Source organism: Halomonas sp. AOP22-C1-8 (assembly GCF_052378905.1).
GTDB classification, from domain to species: Bacteria; Pseudomonadota; Gammaproteobacteria; order Pseudomonadales; family Halomonadaceae; genus Vreelandella; species Vreelandella citrativorans.
Genome location: NZ_JBQSYD010000001.1, coordinates 101305 through 124104, shown reverse-complemented (window position 1 = coordinate 124104; position 22800 = coordinate 101305). Strand labels below are relative to the sequence as shown.

Genomic DNA, 22800 nt, shown 5'->3' with positions numbered 1-22800 from the left:
ACCGCCTTTGACTTGGCTACAGTAAGGGAATGTCATGCAGCATCGAGATTTCGATATCGTGATTGTGGGTGGAGGCGGCGCAGGCTTACGTGCCGCTATCGCCGCAGCAGAAAGCGCCAAGGCACAGGGCATTTCTCAAAGTATCGCCCTAATTTCCAAGGTCTATCCTATGCGCTCGCATACCGTTGCCGCTGAGGGCGGTGCGGCGGCGGTAACCAGCGAGGAGGATACGTATCAGGCGCATTTTGATGACACTGTGTCGGGCGGCGACTGGCTGGTTGAGCAAGGCGTGGTGGACTATTTTGTGCATCATGCCTACCAGGAACTGGTGCAGATGGAGCGCTGGGGCTGCCCCTGGAGCCGCAAGGAGGATGGTAATGTGCAGGTACGCCGTTTTGGCGGCATGAAAACCGCACGTACCTGGTTTGCCGCCGATAAAACCGGCTTTCACATGCTGCATACCCTGTTTCAAACCTCGCTCAAATATTCCCAAATTGAGCGCTTCGATGAGTATTTCGTCCTTGATCTTGCCGTGCACGAAGGGGCCGTTATTGGCGTCATTGCCCTTCAAGTGGCCACCGGCGAGCTTATTTTGTTGCGTGCCAAAGCCGTGATATTGGCAACAGGAGGTGCCGGGCGCCTGTTTCGCTTTAATACCAACGCAGGGATCGTGACTGGCGACGGGATGGCAATGGCCTATCGCCACGGTGTGGCGCTTAGGGACATGGAGTTTGTTCAGTATCACCCCACGGGCCTTCCCGGCTCCGGCATTTTAATTACCGAAGCGTGTCGTGGAGAAGGCGGTATTTTGCTCAATAAGGATGGCTACCGCTACCTTCAGGATTACGGGCTGGGCCCGGAAACCCCACTGGGCAAGCCGGAAAACAAGTACATGGAGCTGGGCCCTCGCGATAAGCTCTCACAGGCCTTTTGGCAGGAGCAGCAGGCGGGCCGCACTGGCACCTTTGGCGATAGCGATGTGGTCTATCTTGACCTGCGCCACTTGGGCGAAGCCTACCTTCTTGAGCGCCTGCCCTTTATCTGCGAGCTGGCTAAATCCTACATTAACGTTGACCCGGTCAAAGAGCCGATCCCTATCCGCCCGGCGGTGCACTACACCATGGGCGGTATCGAAACCAATCCTCACTGTGAAACGTCGGTTGCCGGGCTTTATGCGGCGGGTGAATGCGCCTCTGTTGGGCTGCATGGTGCTAATCGCTTAGGCTCCAACTCGCTCACTGAGCTACTGGTGTTTGGTCGTTTAGCGGGGGAGCAGGCAAGCCAGCGCGCGGCGCAAACCGAGTGGGCAGACATGCACCTTCTGGAAACCCAAGCTACCCGTCAGCAGGCAAAACTAGCGCATCTTTGTGATGGTGAGGGCAGCGGCGAGACGTGGGTTACGCTTAAGCATGCCATGGTGCAGGCCATGGAGAGTGGCTGCGGTATTTATCGTACCGAAGAGGGTATGCGGCAGTCGTTGGAGACGATTCGTGAACTGCGGGCGCGCTATCAGAAGATTCGTGTCAACGACACCAGCAAAATATTCAACACAGAGTTGCTTGAGTGCATTGAGCTTGGCTACGGGCTGGATATTGCCGAGGCATCTTGCCTTGGTGCACTGGAGCGGCGTGAGTCCCGTGGCGCTCACCAGCGCTTGGATGACGGTATGCAAACGCGCGATGACGTTAACTACCTCAAGCACAGCCAGGTGTTTTATCAAGGCGATGCACACGCTCGGTTGGCATGGCAGGAGGTAGACGTGCGTTTTTCCGCGCCCGCAGAACGTACCTATGGGGATGCGTCCAAGGGAGGCAAGGCATGAGTACTCAGCAGGTATCCACCCGGCGCATCAGCGTCAAACGCTATTTACCCGACAATTCTACCGAGCCCTATTGGCAGGAGTATGAGCTGCCAGTCGACGACAGCACCTCATTGTTGGATGCGTTGAATCACATCAAAGAGCAGCTCGACAGCACTCTGAGCTACCGCTGGTCGTGTCGCATGGCGATCTGTGGCTCCTGTGGCGTTATGGTGAATGGCGTCCCCAAGCTTGGCTGTAAGACCTTCCTGCGCGACTTCGACGATGAGATCCGCATTGAACCGTTGGCGCACTTCCCCATACAGCGCGACCTGGTGGTTGATATGGAGATATTCCTCGATCACCTGGCCGCCGTTAAGCCCTACCTGATAGACGACAACCCGGTAAAGCCCTTTGACCCGAAGGCGCCAGAAACCTATCGCCAGTCGCCCCGGCAGCTTGCCCGTTACAAGCAGTTCGCTAACTGTATCAACTGTGGGCTTTGTTACTCCGCTTGCCCGCAGTTTGGGCTTAATCCTGAGTTTATTGGCCCAGGAGCCATTGCGCTGGGGCATCGCTATAACCTGGATAGCCGTGACCACGGTAGCACGCAGCGAATGGACGAATTGAACCGCCATGAAGGCGTGTGGAGTTGCACCTTTGTGGGCTTTTGCTCAAAGGTGTGTCCCAAACACGTTGACCCAGCGGCGGCTATCAATCAGAGCAAAGTGGCGTCCGCTAAGCACACGCTAATTGCGCTGTTTAAGGGCTAGGAGAAAGGGTATGGATAAGTCGACATCGCAACGCTTTGTGCCGTTAAAACGTAACTGGTGGCTGAAACTCCGCTTTTTTAAACTCTATATGCTGCGTGAAGCGACGGTGTTACCGCTGGTTTTTTTCCTACTCTGCCTACTGGCGGGCATGGTCGCGCTGCTCCAGGGCCCAGATAGCTGGCAACGATGGATCGCCTTTATGGGATCTCCCATCGTTTTGCTGCTCAACCTTTTGGCGCTAGCCGCCAGCCTGTTTCACGCGGTGACCTTTTTTGTGCTGTTTCCTCGCGTTATGCCGCTGCGCATCGGTAACTACCAACTACCGGATAAGGCGATTGTGGCGGGACAGTGGGCGGGCGTTCTGGCCGTACTGCTGTTGTTCATCTGGCTGTTTGGGAGGGCGTCTGTATGACTAAACCAACCATGAATGCGTCAGGCGCGGGCAGTCAGCGCACGAATCAGCTTCCCCACCACCAGGCCTACGATGAGTCGCTATGGTGGGGACTATTCAGTGCAGGCGGCGTCTGTTTTGCCGTGTTACTGCCCTCTGCCATCCTGTTTTTTGCCGTGCTGCTTCCCTTGGGCTGGCTACCTGCCGACGCGCTCAGCCATGAGCGGGCATCGCGACTGCTATTCAGCGTGCCAGGCTTTCTGTTTGTTGGCGCGGCGGTCTGTTTGCCGCTTTTTCATGCCGCCCATCGCCTGCGCCACGGAATGTTTGACCTTATTTTGGGCCGCGACACCACCAATAAAAAGCTGATGTATGGCGCTGCGGCGCTGTTAAGCCTTCTGGCACTAGGGCTGGCCGTGGCAGGTATGTTGCGCTAAGCCCGAAAGACGCCAATACCTAATGAATCAGGGAACTTTGAATGATCCACGGACTTACAGAAGCGGAACTCTATCAACCGGTTGAGTGGCAGGACCACTCCGGCGACTACCAGGATATTCGGTATCATATCTCCAAAGAGGGCATTGCACGCATTACCATCAACCGCCCAGAGGTGCGTAACGCCTTTCGCCCCTTAACGGTTAGCGAAATGATTCAGGCGCTTGGTCGCGCACGTCACGATAGTCGCGTCGGCGCGATTTTGCTCACCGGCGCAGGCGATAAAGCGTTCTGCTCCGGCGGTGATCAGCGCATTCGCGGTGACTATGGCGGCTACCAGGATGAGCAGGGTGCTCATCACCTGAACGTGCTGGATTTTCAGCGTGATATTCGTACCTGCCCCAAGCCGGTTGTCGCCATGGTGGCAGGCTACGCGATTGGTGGTGGGCATGTGTTGCATCTTATGTGTGACCTGACCATTGCGGCGGATAACGCGGTTTTTGGCCAGACCGGACCCAAAGTAGGCTCTTTCGACGGCGGCTACGGTGCCTCGTATATGGCGCGCATTGTGGGTCAGAAAAAAGCCCGCGAAATCTGGTTTTTGTGCCGCCAGTACAGCGCTGCGCAAGCGCTGGAGATGGGCCTGGTCAACCACGTGGTGCCGCTGGATGAGCTTGAAAAAGAGAGCGTGCGCTGGTGCCGGGAGATGCTGCAGCACAGCCCAATGGCGCTACGCTGTTTGAAAGCGGCACTGAATGCCGACTGCGATGGCCAGGCCGGGCTGCAGGAACTAGCGGGTAACGCCACTATGCTCTATTACATGACCGATGAAGGCCAGGAGGGGCGTAACGCGTTTAATGAGAAGCGGCCCCCGGATTTCTCTCGCTATCCGCGCAACCCGTAATGCCATTAGCGCTTTACCGCTACGCGCTGCCACTGCGCCAGTCGCTGCTGTTTAACGGCCAGCGGATCACGCAGCGTGAAGGACTGTTGGTGTCGATTAACGGGCAGTGGGGTGACATTGCGCCACTGCCTGGTTTTTCAGTAGAAACCTTAACCGATGCCGAGACCGAAAGCAGGGCCTGCCTAACCGCCTTGAAGCGCGGTGAAGAAGCAGTGCCCACGCTCCCCTCGGTACAGTTCGGGTTCGACTGTGCACAGCACGTTTGGCCCCCACATTGTCCCGCCGCGTTAGCGCCTTACCCACTATTACAAGGCGAGCCCGTATCGCTGATCGCGATGCTGGATAGCGCGTTAGACAACATACGCAAGGGCGGGCAGCCGCCACCTTCGCGCCTCAAACTCAAGGTAGCGCGTTACGCAATGAGCGACGAGCTAGCGCTGGTCGCTAGGCTGTCTGAAAAGCTGCCCGCTACCCAACTGATTCTGGATGCCAACGGCGGCTGGACAAGGGAAGAGGCCACGCGGTTTTGTCGACAGCTACCGCGTGAACAGATCGACTATCTGGAAGAGCCCTGCCCCACCTTTGCTGACACCATTGCCGTGGCCGATGCAGCGGGTGTGAAGATTGCGCTGGATGAAACGTTGTCACGTAACGCGCCCTGGTATTCCCATCCTCATATTGCTGCCCTGGTCATTAAGCCTACGTTGATAGGCGCGCTAAGCGCCTGCGAGGCACTTGTACAGCGGGCACGGGCAGATAATCTGCGGGTGGTTATTTCCTCAAGTTTTGAGTCTGATCTTGGCCTGGGCCTGCTGGCTCGGCTGGCCCGTCAATGGGCGCCCACAGAACCACCGGGGCTGGATACCGGAAACTGGCTGGCTGAACGGGTAACCACCACGGCAGGCGATGTCGTTGTTGGGCGCTTGACGTGCCTCTATCAAGATATGCAGGAATAACCAGGAGCGTGCCGCGTGATGCAACCTTGCCCCATTAACTATTGGGCCACCGAAACTCCGCAGCATATTGCGCTACACAGTGGCTCAGTGACGCTTACTTATCGAATGCTTGATAGGCGTATCGCCGCGTTGGCGCGACAGCTGGCGCAAAAGGGGTTTCAGCCTGGGGACAAATTAATGGCCCCGGCCAAAGGCGCATTGGCCTCGTTATTATTGGCCTGGGCTTGTCTGCGTGTCGGGGTGGTTTTCTGCCCGCTTAACCCGGCCTTTCCAGATACCCATCAGCACGCGCTTGCCCAGCGCCTACAGGCCAGTCGCATTTGTTATACGGAAGGCGAGCAGGGTGACGCGCAGGTAACGTCATCGGCTCCAGTGCCAATCACCCTCGATTTTTCCGAAGAGTTAATGACCGAACAAGCGGTGCAACTGAATGCCGATCAGCGCTGTAACACGATTTTTACCTCGGGTTCCAGCGGCATGCCTAAGGCGGTACTGCACCGGCTGGGGAATCATTTGGCCTCGGCCAGAGGCTCGGCGACCTTAATTCCGGTTGATCAACAAAGCGGCTGGCTGTTGTCGCTACCGCTGTTTCATATTGGCGGCTACGCGATTCCCTTTCGCGTATTTCTCGCAGGTGGCCGGGTCATTCTGGATGATGGCGCTGCGCCGCTGGCTGCACGCCTGGAACAACAGCCTATTACACATCTTTCACTGGTACCCACTCAGCTCTGGCGCTTGTTACAAGCAGGTTTTGACCCCGCCAGGACACAGCTGCGCGAGCTGCTGCTGGGCGGAGCGGCGATCCCCGCTCCCTTGGTTGAGCACATGACCTCGCTGGGGCTGACGCCAAAAGTTAGTTATGGGCTATCTGAAATGGCAAGCCAGGTCTGTACCGGTACTCCCTCGGCACCAGGTGTCGTTGGCAAGCCACTTCCGGGGCGCGATGTTCGGATCATCGATAATGAAATACAGGTGCGGGGCGATACCCTGTTTAGCGGCTATTTAAGTAACGGTGCGCTGGACCCAGCCCTAAATGACGAGGGCTGGTTTGCCACCCGGGACAAGGGGTATTTTAATTCTGCGGGGGAACTGGTGGTTGAAGGGCGGCTGGATAATGGCTTTATCTCCGGCGGTGAGAACATTCAGCCGGAAAGCATCGAACAGCGGTTGGTGGATCACCCTAGCGTCGCCCAAGCGCTGGTGGTTGCTGTGCCACACCCCGAGTGGGGTGAGCGCCCCGTTGCCTTTATTGATTGGCAGGCGCAAAGCGGCGAAGATCAGGCCCTGGCCCGCTGGGTGCGCGAGGCGCTGCCGGGCTTTATGGTGCCCGATGCATGGTTGGCGTGGCCCTCGGTGAAAGGGCTAAAGCCCTCACGCACGCACTTTGCCAAACTGGCCCAAGAGCAGTTGGCGGTGATATAAAACGCATCCATTAACGTTCATTGGCTATGTGAGTTTCCATTCTCGACTCGCCTTCTGAGAAGGTGGATCTCTTTATTTTCGATAAGGACATTTATGAGCTCTTCTCAAGCGTCGGATACGCGGCGCGCAGGCGTATTTTTAGGGGCGGCGCTTGCTTTCATGATCACCATGGTGGGCACCACGCTGCCCACGCCACTTTATCCGATCTATCAGCATGAATTTGGTTTTTCGGATCTGATGATTACTGTCATCTTTGCGGCGTATGCGGTGGGGGTCATTTCAGCGTTATTGATTACCGGGCAATGGTCTGATCAGCTAGGGCGTAAGCCGCTGCTGCTTGCCGGGCTTTTCCTGTCAGCGGTAAGCGATATCGTATTTTGGCAAGCCGATGGGGTAGGCATGTTGCTTACCGGCCGCGTACTTTCGGGGCTTTCAGCGGGTATCTTTACGGGTACTGCCACGGTGGCTGTCATGGAGCTGGCACCCCGTTCCTGGGGACGCTCCAGCACGTTGGTTGCTACCGCCGCCAATATGGTCGGGTTAGGTGTCGGACCGATACTTGCGGGGGCGCTGGCCGTACTGTTTGCGGCACCGTTGGTGTTGCCGTTTGCTATTCACTTCGCGTTAGCGCTGGTAGCGGTGGTGTGTATCTGGCGAGCGCCTGAAACGGTTACGCGCCCAGCGAATATCAAACTTCGCGTTCAAACACCTAAAATCCCTCCCGAGGTGCGCAGCGTTTTTATACCCGCGGCTATCGCAGCGTTTGCTGGTTTTATGGTGTTCGGTTTTTATACAGCGGCAACCCCCGCCTTCCTGGGCCAGCAAATGGGCTACACCAATCATGCGTTGATAGGATGTGTGGCAGGGCTGCCGTTTATCGCCTCGACCGTTGGGCAAATGGGTCAGGGGCGGCTGCCGGAGCCTGGAAGATTGCCGATTGGGTGCGCTGTGCTGCTTGTCGGTGTGCTCATCATTGCGTGGGGGATTGCTTACGAGCAACTGCTTGGATTCATACTGGGCGCCATCGTTGCGGGCATTGGTCAGGGCATTACCTTCCGGGCGGGCATGGGTGCGATATCGGCGGCCAGTTCCCCTCAGCACAAGGCAGCAACGGTATCGTCTTTTTTCGTTGTTGCGTATGTGGCGATCTCGCTGCCCGTCGTCGGTATCGGCCTGCTAGGGATAGTCGCCGGCCAACAAATCACTGCGCTAACGTTTGATCTCATCGTAGCGCTGCTGTGCTGCGTGGCGTTGGTGCTGCTATTGAAGCCACACCGTCCTGGCCGCTGTGCTACTCGCGACGCTGGCCGCTGAGCGGTACTGATGTGTCAAACTTATGCCGCACGCTGTTATGGCCCGTTGGCCGAAAAGCGGCTGGGCAGGATGATGATGCCTGGATCAATCGCACGATTAGTTGGCTTTCAAGCCGCTTGTTAATCTCTCAAGTAAAGCTCCCCCTTGCCCACCAGCACAGCACTGCCGCCTACTTGAACCAGGCCGTTATGCAGGGTGGTTTCAATAACGCTGGCGCGGCCCATTTCAACGCCTTGATGAATGGTCCAGTGCGTCGTTTCGTTCAGGGTTGCCAAATACCCGGTTAATGCCGCTGCGGCACTGCCGGTTGCGGGGTCTTCGCAAAGGCCATGTTCCCTGGAGAACATGCGACTACGAAGCGTGGCTTTTGAGCGGTCAGCCGTTTCTGTTGCGTAAAGATATATTTGCTCCGCACCGCTCGGGGCAACGGCCTCTGCCCATATGGTTGCTGAAATGTGTATGTTTTTTAGGGCTGCGGGGGCGCTTAGCTCAACAAGATGAAAAGCCAGCCCGCAGGATGAGATAACCGGCGTGCCGATGACCTGATGGGGCTGTAAGCCGAGCAGTGCCGCTGCCGATTGCTGGTCCAGTGTACTTGGCGTCATGCTGGCGGGCCTTGCGGCCGTAAACACGGCTTTCTCACCTGAGTAGCGAATGGGTAACTCGCCTACAGGCGGGTGAAGCACCAGCGTTTGCGTGCGGTTTACCAAGCCAAGCTCGGCTAGAAGCTGCGCGGTGCCGACGGTTGGGTGGCCGGCAAACGGTAGTTCCTGGGTGGGCGTAAAGATCCGCATCGGGTAGTGGTTTGGCTCAATAGGCGCACTTAAGAACACCGTTTCGGCAAGATTAAGCTCATTGGCGATTGCCTGCATGGTGGCTGTTGTCAGCCCGTCGGTGTTTAAAAAGACGGCTAGCTGATTGCCCGAAAAAGGCTGATCGGTAAATACGTCCAGCAGATAATATTCAGCGGTTTTCATATCGTTCTCCTTCTCATAATGTGTGCTTCCAAAAGGATTTACGACCCTCCTTTTGTGCCTGGGCACGGGTGATACCAATATCTCTTAGCAGCCGGTCAGCAACTGGCGGCGGCGGCTACGTTCGCGGTGGGCGCATATTTGAGAACGTAGCTGAGCCAATGAATCATCCAATACGCACTACTAACGAGCGCCCTTCACGAGTAACCCGCCGTTGGCGAATGTATATGCCATAAGAGAGGTCGCTCTTCATAAAAACGATGCATACTTATACCTTTGACCGAGGCTTGGTGCGATTTTTATAGATTCCTGCAACGTTCTGATTTTACTGTTCTTTAAGAATATCTTTCTGATCAAAAATTGACCTAAATCGCTGATGGATTTTCTACTGCCTATTTTTATCTTGCAGAACAGTCATCTACAATTAGACGTTCCCCACAGGCGTGGGGATGAATCTCCATGCGGCAATGCGACGTGGATTGTGAAGACCGTTCCCCACAGGCGTGGGGATGAATCGCGGTATGCCGTTCTCATCGACCAAAATACTGCCGTTCCCCACAGGCGTGGGGATGAATCGTCCTGCATGGTCATCTGACCGGCTTTGATCTGCCGTTCCCCACAGGCGTGGGGATGAATCGTTTCAGGCCACGACCTGCGAGCCATTCATGCACCGTTCCCCACAGGCGTGGGGATGAATCGGCGCTAAACATCGCCCCACCGGGCCATGAAAACCGTTCCCCACAGGCGTGGGGATGAACCGGATGACCGAGCACGGAACGCTCGATGATCTCACCGTTCCCCACAGGCGTGGGGATGAACCGTGCCTGTAGGCTGTCTTGAGTCCTACCCCAGCCCGTTCCCCACAGGCGTGGGGATGAACCGGGACTTTGTTATATTGCGTCCCTTTATACCGCCCGTTCCCCACAGGCGTGGGGATGAACCGAGACTAAAAGGGAAAAGGGAAAAGGTACAGAACCGTTCCCCACAGGCGTGGGGATGAACCGACCTTTGACCCGCTGCGCGACTACTGGAACCACCGTTCCCCACAGGCGTGGGGATGAACCGTAGTCTTCCGGCACTTCGCCGCTAGTGCATAGCCGTTCCCCACAGGCGTGGGGATGAACCGCACTGGGTGTTGAGATTCGCCGCGTGAAGGCGCCGTTCCCCACAGGCGTGGGGATGAACCGCTGGGAAGTTGGCCTGCGCCTCTCGATAGACACCGTTCCCCACAGGCGTGGGGATGAACCGCACGGTTTTGAAAGATTCGGTGCAGTCGATATCCGTTCCCCACAGGCGTGGGGATGAACCGCGTTGGGGCTGATGTTGGCCTTTGCGGTGGGCCCGTTCCCCACAGGCGTGGGGATGAACCGAATTGCGCGTGCGGATAACGCATGTGGCACAACCGTTCCCCACAGGCGTGGGGATGAACCGCTGGTGGTGGTGGCCAAGGCCGCTTCTGAAAGCCGTTCCCCACAGGCGTGGGGATGAACCGTCAGGCAGCTTCAATTGATCGCGGTAGTGTGGCCGTTCCCCACAGGCGTGGGGATGAACCGTGCACGAGTCGAAAGCGGCGGGCGTTGTGGGGCCCGTTCCCCACAGGCGTGGGGATGAACCGCTACTCCAAAAAGAGAAGCAGGCAGTCAAAACCCGTTCCCCACAGGCGTGGGGATGAATCGCACCCCGCGCCGCCCACGCCGCTCGCCCGGCGCCGTTCCCCACAGGCGTGGGGATGAACCGGCGATATTTGCACCGGCCACGGCTCATGCTCTCCGTTCCCCACAGGCGTGGGGATGAACCGGCACTACCCATAAAAGCGCCCACCGTTTTACGCCGTTCCCCACAGGCGTGGGGATGAACCGGGTAAAGACGATGACAGTACCACTGCTTGAACCCGTTCCCCACAGGCGTGGGGATGAACCGTTTGCGCGGTTCGCGGCTGGTCTCTTGAAGAGCCGTTCTCCACAGGCGTGGGGATGAACCGGGCCTGCTGTTACTGCTGGCTGAGTATGAAGCCCGTTCCCCACAGGCGTGGGGATGAACCGTATATATAAAAAGGAGGGGTATAAGGGGTGTACCCATAATGCCTATTCATTGTTGTATCGCGTAGCGTTACGCGCTACAGTGTATGCAGGTTCGACGGCAAGGGAGGCAAAGCGATGCGATGATAAAGAAAATCAAACACAAAGGCCTGAAACGGCTTTATGAGCGGGGGGAGCCCCAAGGAGTACAGCCTAACCATGTAGACGATTTAAGAGACATACTGGCAGTACTGGATGCCGCAACCAAGCCAAACGATATGGATTTACCAGGTTTTGATTTCCATGGCTTGAAAGGTGATAAGAAGGGCTTTTTTTCAGTGCATGTAAACGGTAATTGGGTAGTGATATTTACGTTTGATGGGGAGGATGCACACCTTGTTGACTATTTAGACTACCATTGACGGCGGCGCTCCTCGATAACCGACACGATACGGTTATCAAGGGCCACCGGATGGTTTCGCCACTTGAGCGGTAGCCACGATTGCACAGCCTCTAAATATACAGATTAAAAATATTGTGCATGACGATGACGATGACGATTATGATGAGGATAACGTGATGACGATGATGAATCCGCCGCACCCAGGCAGCTTGTTACGCCGCCGGATCGTGCCCGCGCTGGGGCTGAATGTCACTGATTTTTCCAAGAAGCTAGGTATGTCCCGCACAGCGGTATCCCGCGTTTTGCATGAGCATGCCAGCATTTCCCCTGATTTTGCGGTTAGGCTTGAGCATGGCGGTATTGGTAACGCTAAGCACTGGATGACCATGCAGACCAACTACGACCTATGGCAAGCCGAGCATAAAGAGCAAAATCATATTGAAAGAATCTCTGCTGTTTGAATTAGTAAGTTACTAATTCACCAGTCTAAAGCTCAACGGATCGTGCCGTTGGGCTTTTTTGCTTGGGAACTAGATAATGGCGAATGACAATGAACTTGCAATCGATTTCGACCATGGGCAGATAGCGTATGAGGCCTGTTCACTAGCCAAAGTCATGGTAGAAGAAAGAGAACGGCTGGGGAATCATCGAGATTAATATCACGCCCTACCTGGGTAAAACCGAAAAGGTGAATGTGACGCTGCCAGGCCACGTCATCCGCCAGATCGACAAGTACGTTACTACGCACGGTATTAAAAGCCGCTCTCGACCAGGAGCGGTTTTTTCATGGTGACGCAACGCGTTCACCCATTAGTCGTTTGGGACCTTCCTTTCAACTTCCAGACACGCTATCGTCGGTTTTGGTTATTTCGCTAATTTTACTGAGCTAGCGTGGCTGCCATCCAGATCAAGGGAGAATGTTTTGACCATGCCGACTCGATCTTCACGTCTGCCGGCCTATCACCGTTATGCTGGCAAGGCCCTGCCGGGGCAGTCAGAAGATGCTTGCCATTTGCTGGCTTGGCATAGCCTGGATGTAGCGGCCGTTGGTTGGCACCTGCTTGCGCCGGAGCGCCCGCTGACGAAGCAGCTGGCGGCGCAGCTGGGTATTGAGCCCGAGCCATTGCGGCGGCTAATGGTGTTTTTATTGGGGCTTCATGACCTCGGCAAGTTCTCCCGCGCCTTTCAGGAGGTGCTGAAGCTCGCGCTCGATGGTATGGCCCCACCGCAAGGCAAACCCTACAAGCAGCGTCACGACCGTTTGGGCGTGCTGCTCTGGGATGCCTGCTGGAACACCTGGCGCAAGGACGGCGCATTGCGCTGGCCAGAAGACAGCACGGCGACCAAACGCAAGCTGTTGGCGCCCATGGATCACCTGCTGGCGCCATTCTTCGGCCACCATGGTTACCCCGTAGAGACCGGTCAGCTCGCTCTTGCGGACTTCTTCGTCGACGACGGCGAGCTTGCCGATGCGGCCGCCGCCGGTGATTTCGTCGCCGACTGGGCCGCGTTGATAGGACCTGACTGGCCGATCAAAAAACTGCTGGATGAAGAGTGGCTGGCGCGTTTCAAAACGCTAAGCTGGACGGTAGCCGGATGGGCGACGCTCAGCGACTGGCTGGGCTCGAACCGGGACTATTTTCCCTATTGCCAGCAGGCCATGGCGCTGGCCGACTACTGGCCGCGAGCGCGCAAGCAGGCCGAAACGGTGCTGGACGCCACCGGCTTTGCATGCCCGCCGGAGCCCGTGCCCTACGCCGGGCTGGCACAGTGGTTTTCAGGCAAGGTGACGCCGACCCCGCTGCAGCAGAAGGCGGAAGACTTGCCGCTTCAAGCTGGGCCGCAGCTGTTCATCCTCGAAGACGTGACCGGCGCGGGCAAGACTGAAGCCGCCTGTATTCTGACCCAGCGACTGCTGGCCGATGGCCACGGCGAAGGGCTCTATTTCGCGCTGCCTACCATGGCAACCTCCAACGCCATGTACACCCGCCTAGGGGATCTTCATCACCGCTTCTACAGCGCTGCCTCAAGGCCCTCGCTGGTACTAGCCCACGGCGCGCGGGCGCTTAATGAAGCGTTTGAGCAAACCATCGTACAGCCCGACCACGACGACTATGACGCGATAGACGCCAGCGCCTCGACCCAGTGCAACCGCTGGCTGGCAGACTCGAACAAGAAGGCGTTGCTGGCCGATGTGGGTGTGGGCACCATCGACCAGGCGCTGATGGGCGGACTGCCGTTTCGTCACCAATCGCTGCGCCTGCTGGGCTTGGCGCGCAAGGTGCTAATTATCGATGAAGTTCACGCCTTCGATCACTACATGCAGACCCTGCTGCACCAACTGCTGGCCCATCACGCCCGCCAAGGAGGCAGCGCCATTCTGCTGACGGCCACGCTCCCCCGCGCCATGCGCGAGGCGCTGACGGCCGCGTGGTGCCACGGCCTGGGCGTTGAAACCAGCCCGCTTGAGGCACATGACTACCCATTGCTGACCCACTGCGGAAAGAGCGCTACCCACGAAGTGCCCGTCAAGACGCGCCCGGAAGTCGCACGCCGTGTGGACATCGCGTGGCTGGAAAGTGAGGACGAGGCTATCGAGCGTGTACTGGCCGCCGTGAAAGCGGGGGAGTGCATCGTCTGGGTGCGCAACACCGTCGATGATGCGATCCGCGCCTATCAAACGTTACGCGAGCGCCACCCCGATCCGGAGCGGTGCCTGCTCTTCCACGCCCGCTTTGCCATGGTGGACCGCCAGCGGATCGAGTCCGAGGTCATTCGTCGCTTCGGCAAGGATTCCACGCCGCCTTTGAGAAGTGGACAAGTGATTGTCACCACCCAAGTCTTCCAGGAAAGCCTGGACTGTGATGCCGACCAGATGGTCAGCGACATCGCGCCCATCGACCTCTTGATACAGCGCGCCGGGCGGCTGCAGCGCCACCAGCGCGGCGAACGCCCCGCGCCCGTGCTGCAGGTACTCGCCCCCGCGTGGAGCGATATCCCCGGCGCTGATTGGCTGAGCCAGGCGCATCGCGGCACCCAAGCCGTTTACAAGGACACCTCGCTGATCTGGCTGACCCAGCGCGTGCTGCTCGAGCAGGGCGCCATCACCATGCCGGGTGAGGCGCGTACCTTGATCGAAGGCGTTTACGCTGCCTCGACGGATGACCTCCCCGAAGCGTTTGATCTGGCGCACTTCGAGCGCACCGGTATGGATAAGCAGGCGATCTCGATGGCTACCCATAACGCCCTGAATCTGGAAGACGGCTACCGCCTCGATGGCGATTTCGACCCGTGGCAGGAGGAGCGCGAGACGGGCACCCGGCTCAGCGACGAGCAAAGTGTCGAGGTCGTGTTGCTCAAGCGTCGTGGAGATGAACTGGTGCTCTGGGTAGAAGATCACCGCCACGCCGATCGACTGAGCCGATGTCGGCTGAGGGAGAGCCAAGTCAAGAAACTGGCTCAACTTCCGGGGCACTATACCCAACAGTGGGAAGCGCTGCAGCACCACCACCGCGGGCTGCGTTTCGTTCAACCTTGGCTGCCGGAAGAGGACGATAAGTGTGATTACGATGAGCAGTGGGGCGTGAGTTTTGAACAAAAATAGACGTTGCCATTTTACTGAAAGACAGGTGATACAAGGTAACTAAACAAGAACGCTTAACGCCGAAATAACGCACGTGAGGTGCCGATGAATTTACTCACAGATCCCTGGTTGCCCTTTCGGTATCGCGATAGCCGAATCGAATACCGCCCACCCTCGGCCCTCGCCGACCCGGATGTGCTCGACCTGGCTCTGCCCCGCGCCGACTTTCAGGGCGCCGCTTGGCAATTTCTGATCGCGCTGCTGCAGACGGCGATGACGCCCAAAAATACCGATGCTTGGCTGGATCGTTACCAGACGCCGCCCAGCGTGGCTGAGCTCGACAATCTGTTGGCCCCCTTTGCCTCCGCCTTCGAGCTGGATGGCGACGGTCCGCGCTTCATGCAGGATCTGGACCCGCTGGACGACGTCAAGGAAGCGCCGGTTGCGGGCCTTTTGATCGACTCCCCCGGCGCCAACGGCATTAAGAACAATACCGATTTCTTCGTTAAACGCGGCCGAGTAGAGACTGCTTGCCCCGAGTGCGCGGCGCTGGCGCTTTATACCATGCAGATCAACGCGCCCGCCGGTGGTGCCGGCATTCGCGTGGGCCTGCGCGGCGGCGGGCCGCTGACCACGCTGATTCTGCCCGAAGACGAGAGCAAGCCGCTGTGGGCGCGACTCTGGCCCAACGTCATGCCCGCCGACGCCGTGGGCCAGCCGGGGCAGGCCTGGCGCGCTCCCAAAGCCGATGATTCCGATCTGTTCTTCTGGATGGCCGATACCCGCGTCAGCGACAAGAAAGGCACAGAGGTGTTGCCCGAGCAGGTTCATCCGCTGCACGCCTTCTGGTCGATGCCCCGGCGCTACCGACTGCTATTCGACGAAACGCCGGGTGAGTGCGACCTTTGCGGCCACGAGGCAAAGCACCCGGTGCGCCGCCTGCGCGCCAAGAAGCAGGGCGCCAACTACGACGGCCCTTGGCGCCACCCGCTCACCCCCTACCGCCGCCTCAACCCAAAAAAGGACGGGGAACTGCCGCTTTCCAGCAAAGGCCAGCCCGGCGGGCTTGGCTACCGCCACTGGCCGGGGCTGGTGCTGGAAGATGAAGTCGGCAGCGGTGCACTGCCGGCCCGTGTGGTCACCCACCACTTGAAAAAGTACGAGCTGCTGGAAGCAGCGCGAGAAGACGGCGAAGCGTTCGATGCGCTGTTCAAGCGTGCCCGGCTCTGGGTCTTCGGCTATGACATGGACAACATGAAGCCGCGCGGCTGGTACAGCGTGGCGATGCCGCTGGTGGGCGTGCCCGAGGGGCAGCAGGAAACGCTGCGCGGCTGGGCCAAGCGCTTCGTCGACTTGGCTTCGGATATCAGCTGGACGCTGCGCAATCAGCTCAAGCGCGCCTGGTTCAAGCGTCCGGAAGATGCCAAGGGCGATATGAGTCAGATCGATGCTCAGTTTTTCGAGGCGACGCAGCTGGCCTTTTTCACTGCCCTGCGCGAGATGGGCGAGGTGCTGCGGGGGGATGGTCTGAGCGATGACACGCTCGAACTCTCACCCGAGACCTACCGCCAGTGGTATGTGTCGCTCAAAAAAGAAGCCATGGCGCTGTTCGACGCCCAAGCCATCAGCGGCCCGCTGGAAGGTATGAAGATGCAGCAGCTCGACCGCATCACCAGCGCGCGGCGCTATCTGCGGGCGTACCTGAATGGTAATGGCAAGAAAGTCCAAGCGTTTGCTAACGACGGTGGTTTTGACCTAAAAGCGCCCATGGCGGAACGTAATGAGGAGAGCCCAGCATGAGTGAAGTAGACCAACAAACGTCGCCGCCAGCGACAGAGGGCGAGGCCAACGCGAGTGCCACGGTAGAGCGCTATCTGTATGCTCTCGACAGACAGGAAGCCTATGAGCTGCGCCTGTGGTGGCGACGGCTGGTGATGGACGATCAGGAACTCAAGCGCTACACCAAACTGCGGCCTTTCCCACGCGGCGTGCGCGCCGTGCTACGCCGCTGCGACAGCGTCGAGACGGTCATGCTGACCGAGGCGTTTCGCCATCTCTGGCAGGCGCTCGAGACCAAAGCATGGGAAGACACCCCGAGCGATGCCAACAGCCGCAAGCGCGATCAGCGCATTACGACGTGGGCCGCCATCGCTGCCGTTGCAAGCGAGTTGCGCGCCGAGACGTTCGATGCCCCGCTGGGCAAACGCCTGGGCGAGAAGCGCCCCAATACCGGGGATACTCCGCGAATGAGTGATCTGCGCTTTCAGCAGCTGCTTGATTGCCATACCTCAGAAGAGCTGATTCGCCGCTTCCGCCGGGCGCTTAAACTTGCGGATAACGCCGGTGTCAGCGTTGTCCGCTTGGCCGATATGGTCGCGCTCTGGGCGCGCGAACAGCGCGGCCAGTACCGGGCTGAGGCCACTCAGCGTTTCGCCTTCGTTATGAGCGACGCCTACTTCCAAGCGCGAGCACTGAAACCGGCCGCGGGCGACTGAACGGAAGCTGTCACTTATCAACAACCACTTTTTCGGCATTCGGCACATTTTTTATTCAGGGAACCCATCATGAGCCACTTTATCCAGCTTCACTTGTTGACCTCCTACCCGCCTTCCAACCTCAACCGCGACGACCTGGGCCGCCCCAAAACGGCGTTCATGGGCGGCGCCCGGCGGCTGCGTGTGTCTTCGCAAAGCCTCAAGCGTAACTGGCGCACTTCCGACCTGTTCGAAGCGGCGGTGGATGGCCACAAGGGCACGCGCACCAAGCGCTTGGGGGGAGAGGTTTTCAAGCGTATGCGAGCTGCTGGCGCCGACGAAAAGCTGGCAGGTAACAGCGCGGAGAAGATCGCCGGCGTCTTCGGCAAACTGCGCAAGGTCGACAAGGGCGAAAAGCACGAGTACGAAATCGAGCAGTTGGTCCACGTAGGGCCTGAAGAAGTGGCTGCGCTGGAAGCGCTTGCCGATACCCTGGTCGCAGAGAAGCGCGAGCCAACCGACGACGAACTCAAGGGCCTGCTTGCCCGGCGCCCCACCGCCGTTGATGTGGCGCTGTTTGGGCGGATGCTTGCCGCAGCACCGAGCTACAACGTCGAAGCGGCCTGCCAGGTCGCCCATGCCATTACCGTGCACGCCGCTGAGGTCGAGGACGACTACTTTACCGCCGTCGATGATCTCAATTCAGGCGATGAAGACCGCGGTGCGGCACATATCGGCGAGGCCGGGTTCGCCGCCGGGCTGTTCTACCTCTACCTCTGTATCGACCGGGACCTGCTGGTCGAGAACCTCCAAGGCAATACAGAACTGGCCGACCGCGCTATCGGCGCGCTGGTCGAGTCCGCCGTGAAGATCTCGCCCAAGGGCAAGCAGAACAGTTTCGGCTCCCGCGCTCACGCCAGCTACGTCTTGGCCGAAAAGGGCGACCAGCAGCCGCGTTCGCTGTCGGTATCGTTTCTGCAGCCTGTCATGAGCGAAGGTCAGGGCGTCGAAGCGATCAGAAAACTGGAAACCCAAGCCCAAGCGTTCGATGACGCTTACGGTGCGGGGGCCGATCGTCGCTTTATCCTCTCGGCGACGCCGGAATATGACAGCACCAAGTTGGAAGGCAATGTCGTCAAAGGCAGCCTCCAAGAGCTGCTGACCTTCCTCAAGGGCGACGACTAAGCGGAGGCGATATGCCACACCATCTGGTTTTTCGCCTCTATGCGCCCATGGCGAGCTGGGGCGAGGCCGCCGTTGGCGAGACGCGGCCAACGGCCACCTACCCAAGCCGTAGCGCCATTCTGGGGCTGATCGGGGCGGCGCTCGGCATCAAGCGCGACGACGATGACGGTCAGCGCCGCCTGCGCGAAGGGCTTCAGGTAGCGGTCAAACAGCGCTCGCCGGGGCTTTTAATGCGCGACTATCACACCGTGCAGATGCCGTCTTCGCAATCAAAGGTGGCCCACCGTTCGCGCCGCGAGGAACTGTCGGTGGCCAAGGAGGCGCTCAACACCATTCTCTCCTCAAGAGATTACCGCTGCGATGGACTGTGGAGCGTAGCGGTGCGTCTCACAGCTAAGGCCACTTGGTCGCTCGATGAACTCAAGGCAGCGCTGGAAAAGCCCCGCTTTCCGCTCTATCTCGGCCGCAAGGCGTGTCCTCTAGCCGCGCCACTGGTGCCGACCGTGGTCGAGGCCAGCCACTGGCGCCAGGCGCTGGATCACTGTTTTGAAAGCGCATTGGACCCGGCGCGCACTTGGCTGGCGCTGGTGGGGAATGAGGAGAAGGATGCGCGCCTGCTGCGCCTGCCTGACGAGATACTTTACGCGTGGGAAGGCGAGGCCGCCGCGCTCGACGGCAGTGCAGAGGCTTCTGAGGCCAGCGAGGTGTGGGACGAGCCGCTGAATCGGTGTCGCTGGCAGTTCGGCCCTCGCCTGGAAAACCGGCGCATCGAAACGCTGAAAGGAGAGCGCTAATGTATCTTTCAAGTGTCAGGCTGGATCTCAACTGTCTTAACCGCGCCGAGCTTTTCGACGTGCTGGAAGGCGGCGCCTATACCGCCCATCAATTGCTCTGGCGGCTGTTTCCCGATGTGCCCCCAGGCGGGCGGCCGTTCATCTTTCGTCAGGAAATGGAAGAAGACGCCAATGGCAAGAGTGCCGGGCTGCCGCGCTTTTATGTCTATTCGACCCAAGCTCCGGAAACCATGGATGGGTTTGAGGTGCAGTGCAAGGCGTTCTCGCCTCAGCTCGTTGCAGGTGAACGACTGGCCTTTCGTCTGCGTGCTAACCCTACCATCGCAAAACCGGTGGGCGAGGGCCGTCGCTCTCGCCGCGCCGATGTGTTGATGGATGCGCGCTACCCCTTCCCCAAAGGGGAGCGCACGAGCCAGGCCTGCGTCGAGGCGATGGACGCTGCGGCGCGCCAGTGGCTCAAAAGCCGTGCTGAAAGCTTCGGTTTCACGCTGCCGGTCAAGCCAGAAGTAGGTGCTTATCGCCAGCACGCGCTGAGCAAGAAAGAGGGCGGGCAACCTATCCGCTACTCTAGCGTGGATTACGAAGGCCTGTTGGAGGTGGTCGATCCCGAGCGTCTCGGTCACGCTCTGCAGCAAGGCATCGGCCGCGCTAGGGCATTTGGCTGCGGAATGCTGCTGCTACGTCGCGTACCGGAGTGACTCATGAGCTTCATTCCCCTCAAACCCATTCCTCTCAAGGATCGCATGTCGATGATCTTCGTCGGCATGGGCCAGATCGACGTGCGCGACGGCGCGTTCGTCGTCATCGACGAGGTCAACGGCGAGCGCATGCATATTCCCGTGGGCTCGGTGGCCTGCCTGCTGTTGGAACCTGGAACTCGGGTTTCTCACGCGGCGATCAAGCTGGCGTCGGTAGTGGGTACACTGTTGATCTGGGCGGGCGATGCAGGCGTGCGCCTTTACAGCGCCGGGCAGCCAGGTGGCGCCCGCTCTGACAAGCTGCTTTATCAGGCCCAGCTGGCGCTGGATGAAAGCCTGCGGCTCAAGGTGGTACGCAAGATGTTCGAGCTGCGCTTTGGCGAGGAGCCGCCTTCCCGGCGTAGTGTCGAACAGCTACGTGGCATTGAAGGCGCGCGAGTACGCAAGACCTACCAGATGCTTGCCAAGCAGTATGGCCTGAAATGGCAGGGGCGGCGCTACGATCCGAAGCAGTGGGACGCCTCGGACGTGGCCAACCAGTGCCTCTCGGCCGCCACCGCCTGCCTCTACGGCATTACCGAAGCAGCGATTCTGGCCGCGGGCTATGCCCCGGCTATTGGCTTTCTGCATACCGGCAAGCCATTGAGCTTCGTCTACGACATCGCCGATATCGTCAAATTCGAGACCGTGGTCCCGGCCGCCTTCCGTGTCGCCGCCAAGAGCCCGCCGATGCCGGAACGCGAGGTGCGCATTGCCTGCCGCGATGCCTTCAAGCAGACCCGGCTGCTCCAGCGCATCATTCCCATGATCGAAGAGGTGCTGGCGGCAGGCGAGATCGAACCGCCACCACCCCCGGCCGATGCCGTGCCGCCGGCCATCCCCGAGCCGGCATCGATAGGCGATAGCGGCCACAGGAGTCATTAACATGGCCATGCTCGTCGTCGTCACCGAAGCCGTGCCACCCCGCTTGCGTGGGCGGCTCGCCGTCTGGCTGCTGGAGATTCGCGCCGGTGTCTATGTAGGGGATGTCAGTAAGCGTATCCGCGAAATGATCTGGGAGCAGATCGAGGTATTGGCCGAGGAGGGCGGCAACGTCGCCATGGCCTGGGCCAGCAATCACGAATCCGGTTTCGAGTTTCAGACCTTCGGCGATAACCGCCGCGTCCCCATCGACCATGACGGACTACGCTTGGTGCGTTTTTTGCCGCCTAAGGATAAGTGACTGTTTTTAATGCTCTTTAATAATATAGAGCTGTTCAAAAAATGATCAAAATCACCGGTGTATTTTCTGCTGGCGATTTTTCTTTTTGAAAACAATTGACTACAATTAGACCGTTCCCCGCAGGCGCGGGGATGAACCGCGTTATCAGCAAATCATTGCCGGCCATTTAAACCGTTCCCCGCAGGCGCGGGGATGAACCGCCATATCGGTGCTTCTGCGGCCTGTATGGCTCCCGTTCCCCGCAGGCGCGGGGATGAACCGTACGGGATTACGTCAAACAGCCGCTGTAGACGCCGTTCCCCGCAGGCGCGGGGATGAACCGCGGGCGGTTTGCAGGTCGATTTGATGCGGCACCCGTTCCCCGCAGGCGCGGGGATGAACCGCTAAAAATTGATAGGGCGACTAACTAGTTCTGCCGTTCCCCGCAGGCGCGGGGATGAACCGGGGTTATCCGCGATAGCGGATGCAGCGAGGAACCGTTCCCCGCAGGCTCGGGGATGAACCGATAATGCTTACAACCAGCTACCCCGCCCCAGGCCGTTCCCCGCAGGCGCGGGGATGAACCGGCAACCTAGTCCGCGCCAAGGTCAACGAGCAACCGTTCCCCGCAGGCGCGGGGATGAACCGTCTGGGCGTCCAGTTTTCGTGATCGTATCGTGCCCGTTCCCCGCAGGCGCGGGGATGAACCGGCCGAAAAAGCGCGAGTCGTCACGCATCAAAACCGTTCCCCGCAGGCGCGGGGATGAACCGCGTGAGTTGCTGCCTGAGTTTGAAGCCTACACCCGTTCCCCGCAGGCGCGGGGATGAACCGTGCGTCGCTTGATGCCCGTGAGAAAGCGCTGACCGTTCCCCGCAGGCGCGGGGATGAACCGGCGATGCGAGCAGCGAGATAGTTGTTCCTATCCCGTTCCCCGCAGGCGCGGGGATGAACCGTAGCTGCTGATCGTGCAGGCGGTAGAGTTGAACCGTTCCCCGCAGGCGCGGGGATGAACCGTGGTTACCACGGCGGGCTCAATGGAGTGGGACCCGTTCCCCGCAGGCGCGGGGATGAACCGTCTGTCTGAAAAATCCATTGGCTCTCTCAAGGCCGTTCCCCGCAGGCGCGGGGATGAACCGTGAAACTAACGCGACCCTTGAAGAGCATGAGGCCGTTCCCCGCAGGCGCGGGGATGAACCGCATGAACCGCCCCGCGCTCGGGTCAGCTATGGCCCGTTCCCCGCAGGCGCGGGGATGAACCGTTGCCATCCAGCGCCATAAATCGCTCCTTTTACCGTTCCCCGCAGGCGCGGGGATGAACCGGCAAAAGCCTTTGATATAGTCGCCTTCCTCTTCCGTTCCCCGCAGGCGCGGGGATGAACCGTGACTGAGCCAATAGTAGAAGAGACATTTAGACCGTTCCCCGCAGGCGCGGGGATGAACCGTGTACGGGCCTGCTCTCTCATGATCTCGATCACC

General features: G+C 59.1%; 21 protein-coding genes and 2 CRISPR repeat arrays (1 of these 23 only partly in view). Of the genes, 19 read left to right on the top strand and 2 right to left on the bottom strand.

Features of this window, described 5'->3' with window-relative positions; genetic code table 11:
• The first annotated feature begins 34 nt into the window (after positions 1-34).
• The 8 genes from frdA to ACT3TY_RS00575 all read left to right on the top strand — a co-directional run bounded on the left by frdA (position 35) and on the right by ACT3TY_RS00575 (position 7993).
• Positions 35-1822 (top strand): fumarate reductase (quinol) flavoprotein subunit, encoded by a 1788-nt coding sequence (frdA, locus tag ACT3TY_RS00610; protein ID WP_444627085.1) that lies wholly within the window; start codon positions 35-37, stop codon positions 1820-1822.
• Entirely contained in the window at positions 1819-2571 is a 753-nt protein-coding gene (locus ACT3TY_RS00605) for a succinate dehydrogenase/fumarate reductase iron-sulfur subunit (RefSeq protein WP_193054216.1), read from the top strand. Before frdA ends, ACT3TY_RS00605 begins: the two co-directional genes overlap by 4 nt.
• Before the next feature lie 10 nt (positions 2572-2581).
• Entirely contained in the window at positions 2582-2983 is a 402-nt protein-coding gene (locus ACT3TY_RS00600) for a fumarate reductase subunit C (protein ID WP_441677410.1), read from the top strand.
• Entirely contained in the window at positions 2980-3399 is a 420-nt protein-coding gene (gene frdD / locus ACT3TY_RS00595; protein WP_441677412.1) for a fumarate reductase subunit FrdD, read from the top strand. The genes ACT3TY_RS00600 and frdD overlap by 4 nt, the downstream gene beginning before the upstream one ends.
• Positions 3400-3440: 41 nt before the next feature.
• Positions 3441-4301 (top strand): 1,4-dihydroxy-2-naphthoyl-CoA synthase, encoded by an 861-nt coding sequence (menB, locus tag ACT3TY_RS00590; RefSeq protein ID WP_444627084.1) that lies wholly within the window; start codon positions 3441-3443, stop codon positions 4299-4301.
• Positions 4301-5257: an o-succinylbenzoate synthase gene (gene menC / locus ACT3TY_RS00585; RefSeq protein ID WP_444627083.1), complete on the top strand. Its 957-nt coding sequence runs from the start codon at positions 4301-4303 to the stop codon at positions 5255-5257. The genes menB and menC overlap by 1 nt, the downstream gene beginning before the upstream one ends.
• A gap of 18 nt (positions 5258-5275) precedes the next feature.
• On the top strand, positions 5276-6679 hold the full coding sequence (gene menE, locus ACT3TY_RS00580) for an o-succinylbenzoate--CoA ligase (RefSeq protein WP_444627142.1): 1404 nt from the start codon (positions 5276-5278) through the stop codon (positions 6677-6679).
• A gap of 93 nt (positions 6680-6772) precedes the next feature.
• Entirely contained in the window at positions 6773-7993 is a 1221-nt protein-coding gene (locus tag ACT3TY_RS00575) for an MFS transporter (protein ID WP_444627082.1), read from the top strand.
• Positions 7994-8112: 119 nt separating this feature from the next.
• On the opposite strand, the gene ACT3TY_RS00570 is transcribed toward ACT3TY_RS00575, so the two are convergent.
• Together ACT3TY_RS00570 and ACT3TY_RS00565 are read right to left on the bottom strand one after the other, a co-directional pair.
• Positions 8113-8970, bottom strand: a complete 858-nt coding sequence (locus ACT3TY_RS00570) for a PhzF family phenazine biosynthesis protein (protein WP_444627081.1) — start codon at positions 8968-8970, stop codon at positions 8113-8115.
• 13 nt (positions 8971-8983) lie between these two features.
• The gene (locus ACT3TY_RS00565; RefSeq protein ID WP_444621621.1) at positions 8984-9049 is read right to left on the bottom strand and encodes a hypothetical protein; all 66 of its coding nucleotides are present in this window, start codon (positions 9047-9049) and stop codon (positions 8984-8986) included.
• A gap of 346 nt (positions 9050-9395) precedes the next feature.
• A CRISPR array of direct repeats spans positions 9396-11009; the repeat unit is 29 nt; unit sequence CCGTTCCCCACAGGCGTGGGGATGAACCG.
• Positions 11010-11128: 119 nt separating this feature from the next.
• On the opposite strand from ACT3TY_RS00565, the gene ACT3TY_RS00560 reads away from it, so the two are divergent.
• The 11 genes from ACT3TY_RS00560 (at position 11129) to cas2e (ending at position 21344) form a co-directional block, all read left to right on the top strand.
• Complete coding sequence (locus ACT3TY_RS00560; RefSeq protein ID WP_441677424.1) at positions 11129-11407, top strand: type II toxin-antitoxin system RelE/ParE family toxin; 279 nt, start codon at positions 11129-11131, stop codon at positions 11405-11407.
• A gap of 157 nt (positions 11408-11564) precedes the next feature.
• Entirely contained in the window at positions 11565-11849 is a 285-nt protein-coding gene (locus ACT3TY_RS00555; protein ID WP_225733895.1) for a HigA family addiction module antitoxin, read from the top strand.
• 182 nt (positions 11850-12031) lie between these two features.
• On the top strand, positions 12032-12181 hold the full coding sequence (locus ACT3TY_RS00550; RefSeq protein ID WP_441677591.1) for a type II toxin-antitoxin system HicB family antitoxin: 150 nt from the start codon (positions 12032-12034) through the stop codon (positions 12179-12181).
• 135 nt (positions 12182-12316) lie between these two features.
• Positions 12317-14992, top strand: a complete 2676-nt coding sequence (gene cas3, locus ACT3TY_RS00545; protein ID WP_444627141.1) for a CRISPR-associated helicase Cas3' — start codon at positions 12317-12319, stop codon at positions 14990-14992.
• 84 nt (positions 14993-15076) lie between these two features.
• Positions 15077-16771: a type I-E CRISPR-associated protein Cse1/CasA gene (gene casA / locus ACT3TY_RS00540; protein ID WP_444627080.1), complete on the top strand. Its 1695-nt coding sequence runs from the start codon at positions 15077-15079 to the stop codon at positions 16769-16771.
• Complete coding sequence (gene casB / locus ACT3TY_RS00535) at positions 16768-17466, top strand: type I-E CRISPR-associated protein Cse2/CasB (RefSeq protein ID WP_441677428.1); 699 nt, start codon at positions 16768-16770, stop codon at positions 17464-17466. The genes casA and casB overlap by 4 nt, the downstream gene beginning before the upstream one ends.
• Before the next feature lie 69 nt (positions 17467-17535).
• A complete protein-coding gene (gene cas7e / locus ACT3TY_RS00530; RefSeq protein WP_441677430.1) occupies positions 17536-18630 on the top strand; it encodes a type I-E CRISPR-associated protein Cas7/Cse4/CasC in 1095 nt (364 codons plus the stop codon).
• An 11-nt stretch (positions 18631-18641) separates the two neighbouring features.
• A complete protein-coding gene (gene cas5e, locus ACT3TY_RS00525) occupies positions 18642-19424 on the top strand; it encodes a type I-E CRISPR-associated protein Cas5/CasD (RefSeq protein ID WP_444627079.1) in 783 nt (260 codons plus the stop codon).
• Positions 19424-20122 (top strand): type I-E CRISPR-associated protein Cas6/Cse3/CasE, encoded by a 699-nt coding sequence (cas6e, locus tag ACT3TY_RS00520; RefSeq protein WP_441677434.1) that lies wholly within the window; start codon positions 19424-19426, stop codon positions 20120-20122. The genes cas5e and cas6e overlap by 1 nt, the downstream gene beginning before the upstream one ends.
• Before the next feature lie 3 nt (positions 20123-20125).
• Complete coding sequence (cas1e, locus tag ACT3TY_RS00515) at positions 20126-21046, top strand: type I-E CRISPR-associated endonuclease Cas1e (protein ID WP_444621559.1); 921 nt, start codon at positions 20126-20128, stop codon at positions 21044-21046.
• Between the two features lies 1 nt (position 21047).
• Positions 21048-21344, top strand: a complete 297-nt coding sequence (cas2e, locus tag ACT3TY_RS00510; RefSeq protein WP_193056677.1) for a type I-E CRISPR-associated endoribonuclease Cas2e — start codon at positions 21048-21050, stop codon at positions 21342-21344.
• 110 nt (positions 21345-21454) lie between these two features.
• A CRISPR array of direct repeats spans positions 21455-22800; the repeat unit is 29 nt; unit sequence CCGTTCCCCGCAGGCGCGGGGATGAACCG (it continues 942 nt past the right edge of the window).

Bases quoted from the DNA above. Each gene is read 5' to 3' on its own strand.
- ACT3TY_RS00600 (WP_441677410.1), top strand. From the start codon at position 2,582: ATGGATAAGTCGACATCGCAACGCTTTGTGCCGTTAAAACGTAACTGG.
- cas1e (WP_444621559.1), top strand. From the start codon at position 20,126: ATGAGCTTCATTCCCCTCAAACCCATTCCTCTCAAGGATCGCATGTCG.
- cas7e (WP_441677430.1), top strand. From the start codon at position 17,536: ATGAGCCACTTTATCCAGCTTCACTTGTTGACCTCCTACCCGCCTTCC.
- frdA (WP_444627085.1), top strand. From the start codon at position 35: ATGCAGCATCGAGATTTCGATATCGTGATTGTGGGTGGAGGCGGCGCA.
- menB (WP_444627084.1), top strand. From the start codon at position 3,441: ATGATCCACGGACTTACAGAAGCGGAACTCTATCAACCGGTTGAGTGG.
- casA (WP_444627080.1), top strand. From the start codon at position 15,077: ATGAATTTACTCACAGATCCCTGGTTGCCCTTTCGGTATCGCGATAGC.
- ACT3TY_RS00555 (WP_225733895.1), top strand. From the start codon at position 11,565: ATGACGATGATGAATCCGCCGCACCCAGGCAGCTTGTTACGCCGCCGG.
- ACT3TY_RS00605 (WP_193054216.1), top strand. From the start codon at position 1,819: ATGAGTACTCAGCAGGTATCCACCCGGCGCATCAGCGTCAAACGCTAT.
- frdD (WP_441677412.1), top strand. From the start codon at position 2,980: ATGACTAAACCAACCATGAATGCGTCAGGCGCGGGCAGTCAGCGCACG.
- cas6e (WP_441677434.1), top strand. From the start codon at position 19,424: ATGTATCTTTCAAGTGTCAGGCTGGATCTCAACTGTCTTAACCGCGCC.
- cas3 (WP_444627141.1), top strand. From the start codon at position 12,317: ATGCCGACTCGATCTTCACGTCTGCCGGCCTATCACCGTTATGCTGGC.
- casB (WP_441677428.1), top strand. From the start codon at position 16,768: ATGAGTGAAGTAGACCAACAAACGTCGCCGCCAGCGACAGAGGGCGAG.
- menC (WP_444627083.1), top strand. From the start codon at position 4,301: ATGCCATTAGCGCTTTACCGCTACGCGCTGCCACTGCGCCAGTCGCTG.
- ACT3TY_RS00560 (WP_441677424.1), top strand. From the start codon at position 11,129: ATGATAAAGAAAATCAAACACAAAGGCCTGAAACGGCTTTATGAGCGG.
- ACT3TY_RS00570 (WP_444627081.1), bottom strand. From the start codon at position 8,970: ATGAAAACCGCTGAATATTATCTGCTGGACGTATTTACCGATCAGCCT.
- cas5e (WP_444627079.1), top strand. From the start codon at position 18,642: ATGCCACACCATCTGGTTTTTCGCCTCTATGCGCCCATGGCGAGCTGG.
- ACT3TY_RS00575 (WP_444627082.1), top strand. From the start codon at position 6,773: ATGAGCTCTTCTCAAGCGTCGGATACGCGGCGCGCAGGCGTATTTTTA.
- cas2e (WP_193056677.1), top strand. From the start codon at position 21,048: ATGGCCATGCTCGTCGTCGTCACCGAAGCCGTGCCACCCCGCTTGCGT.
- menE (WP_444627142.1), top strand. From the start codon at position 5,276: ATGCAACCTTGCCCCATTAACTATTGGGCCACCGAAACTCCGCAGCAT.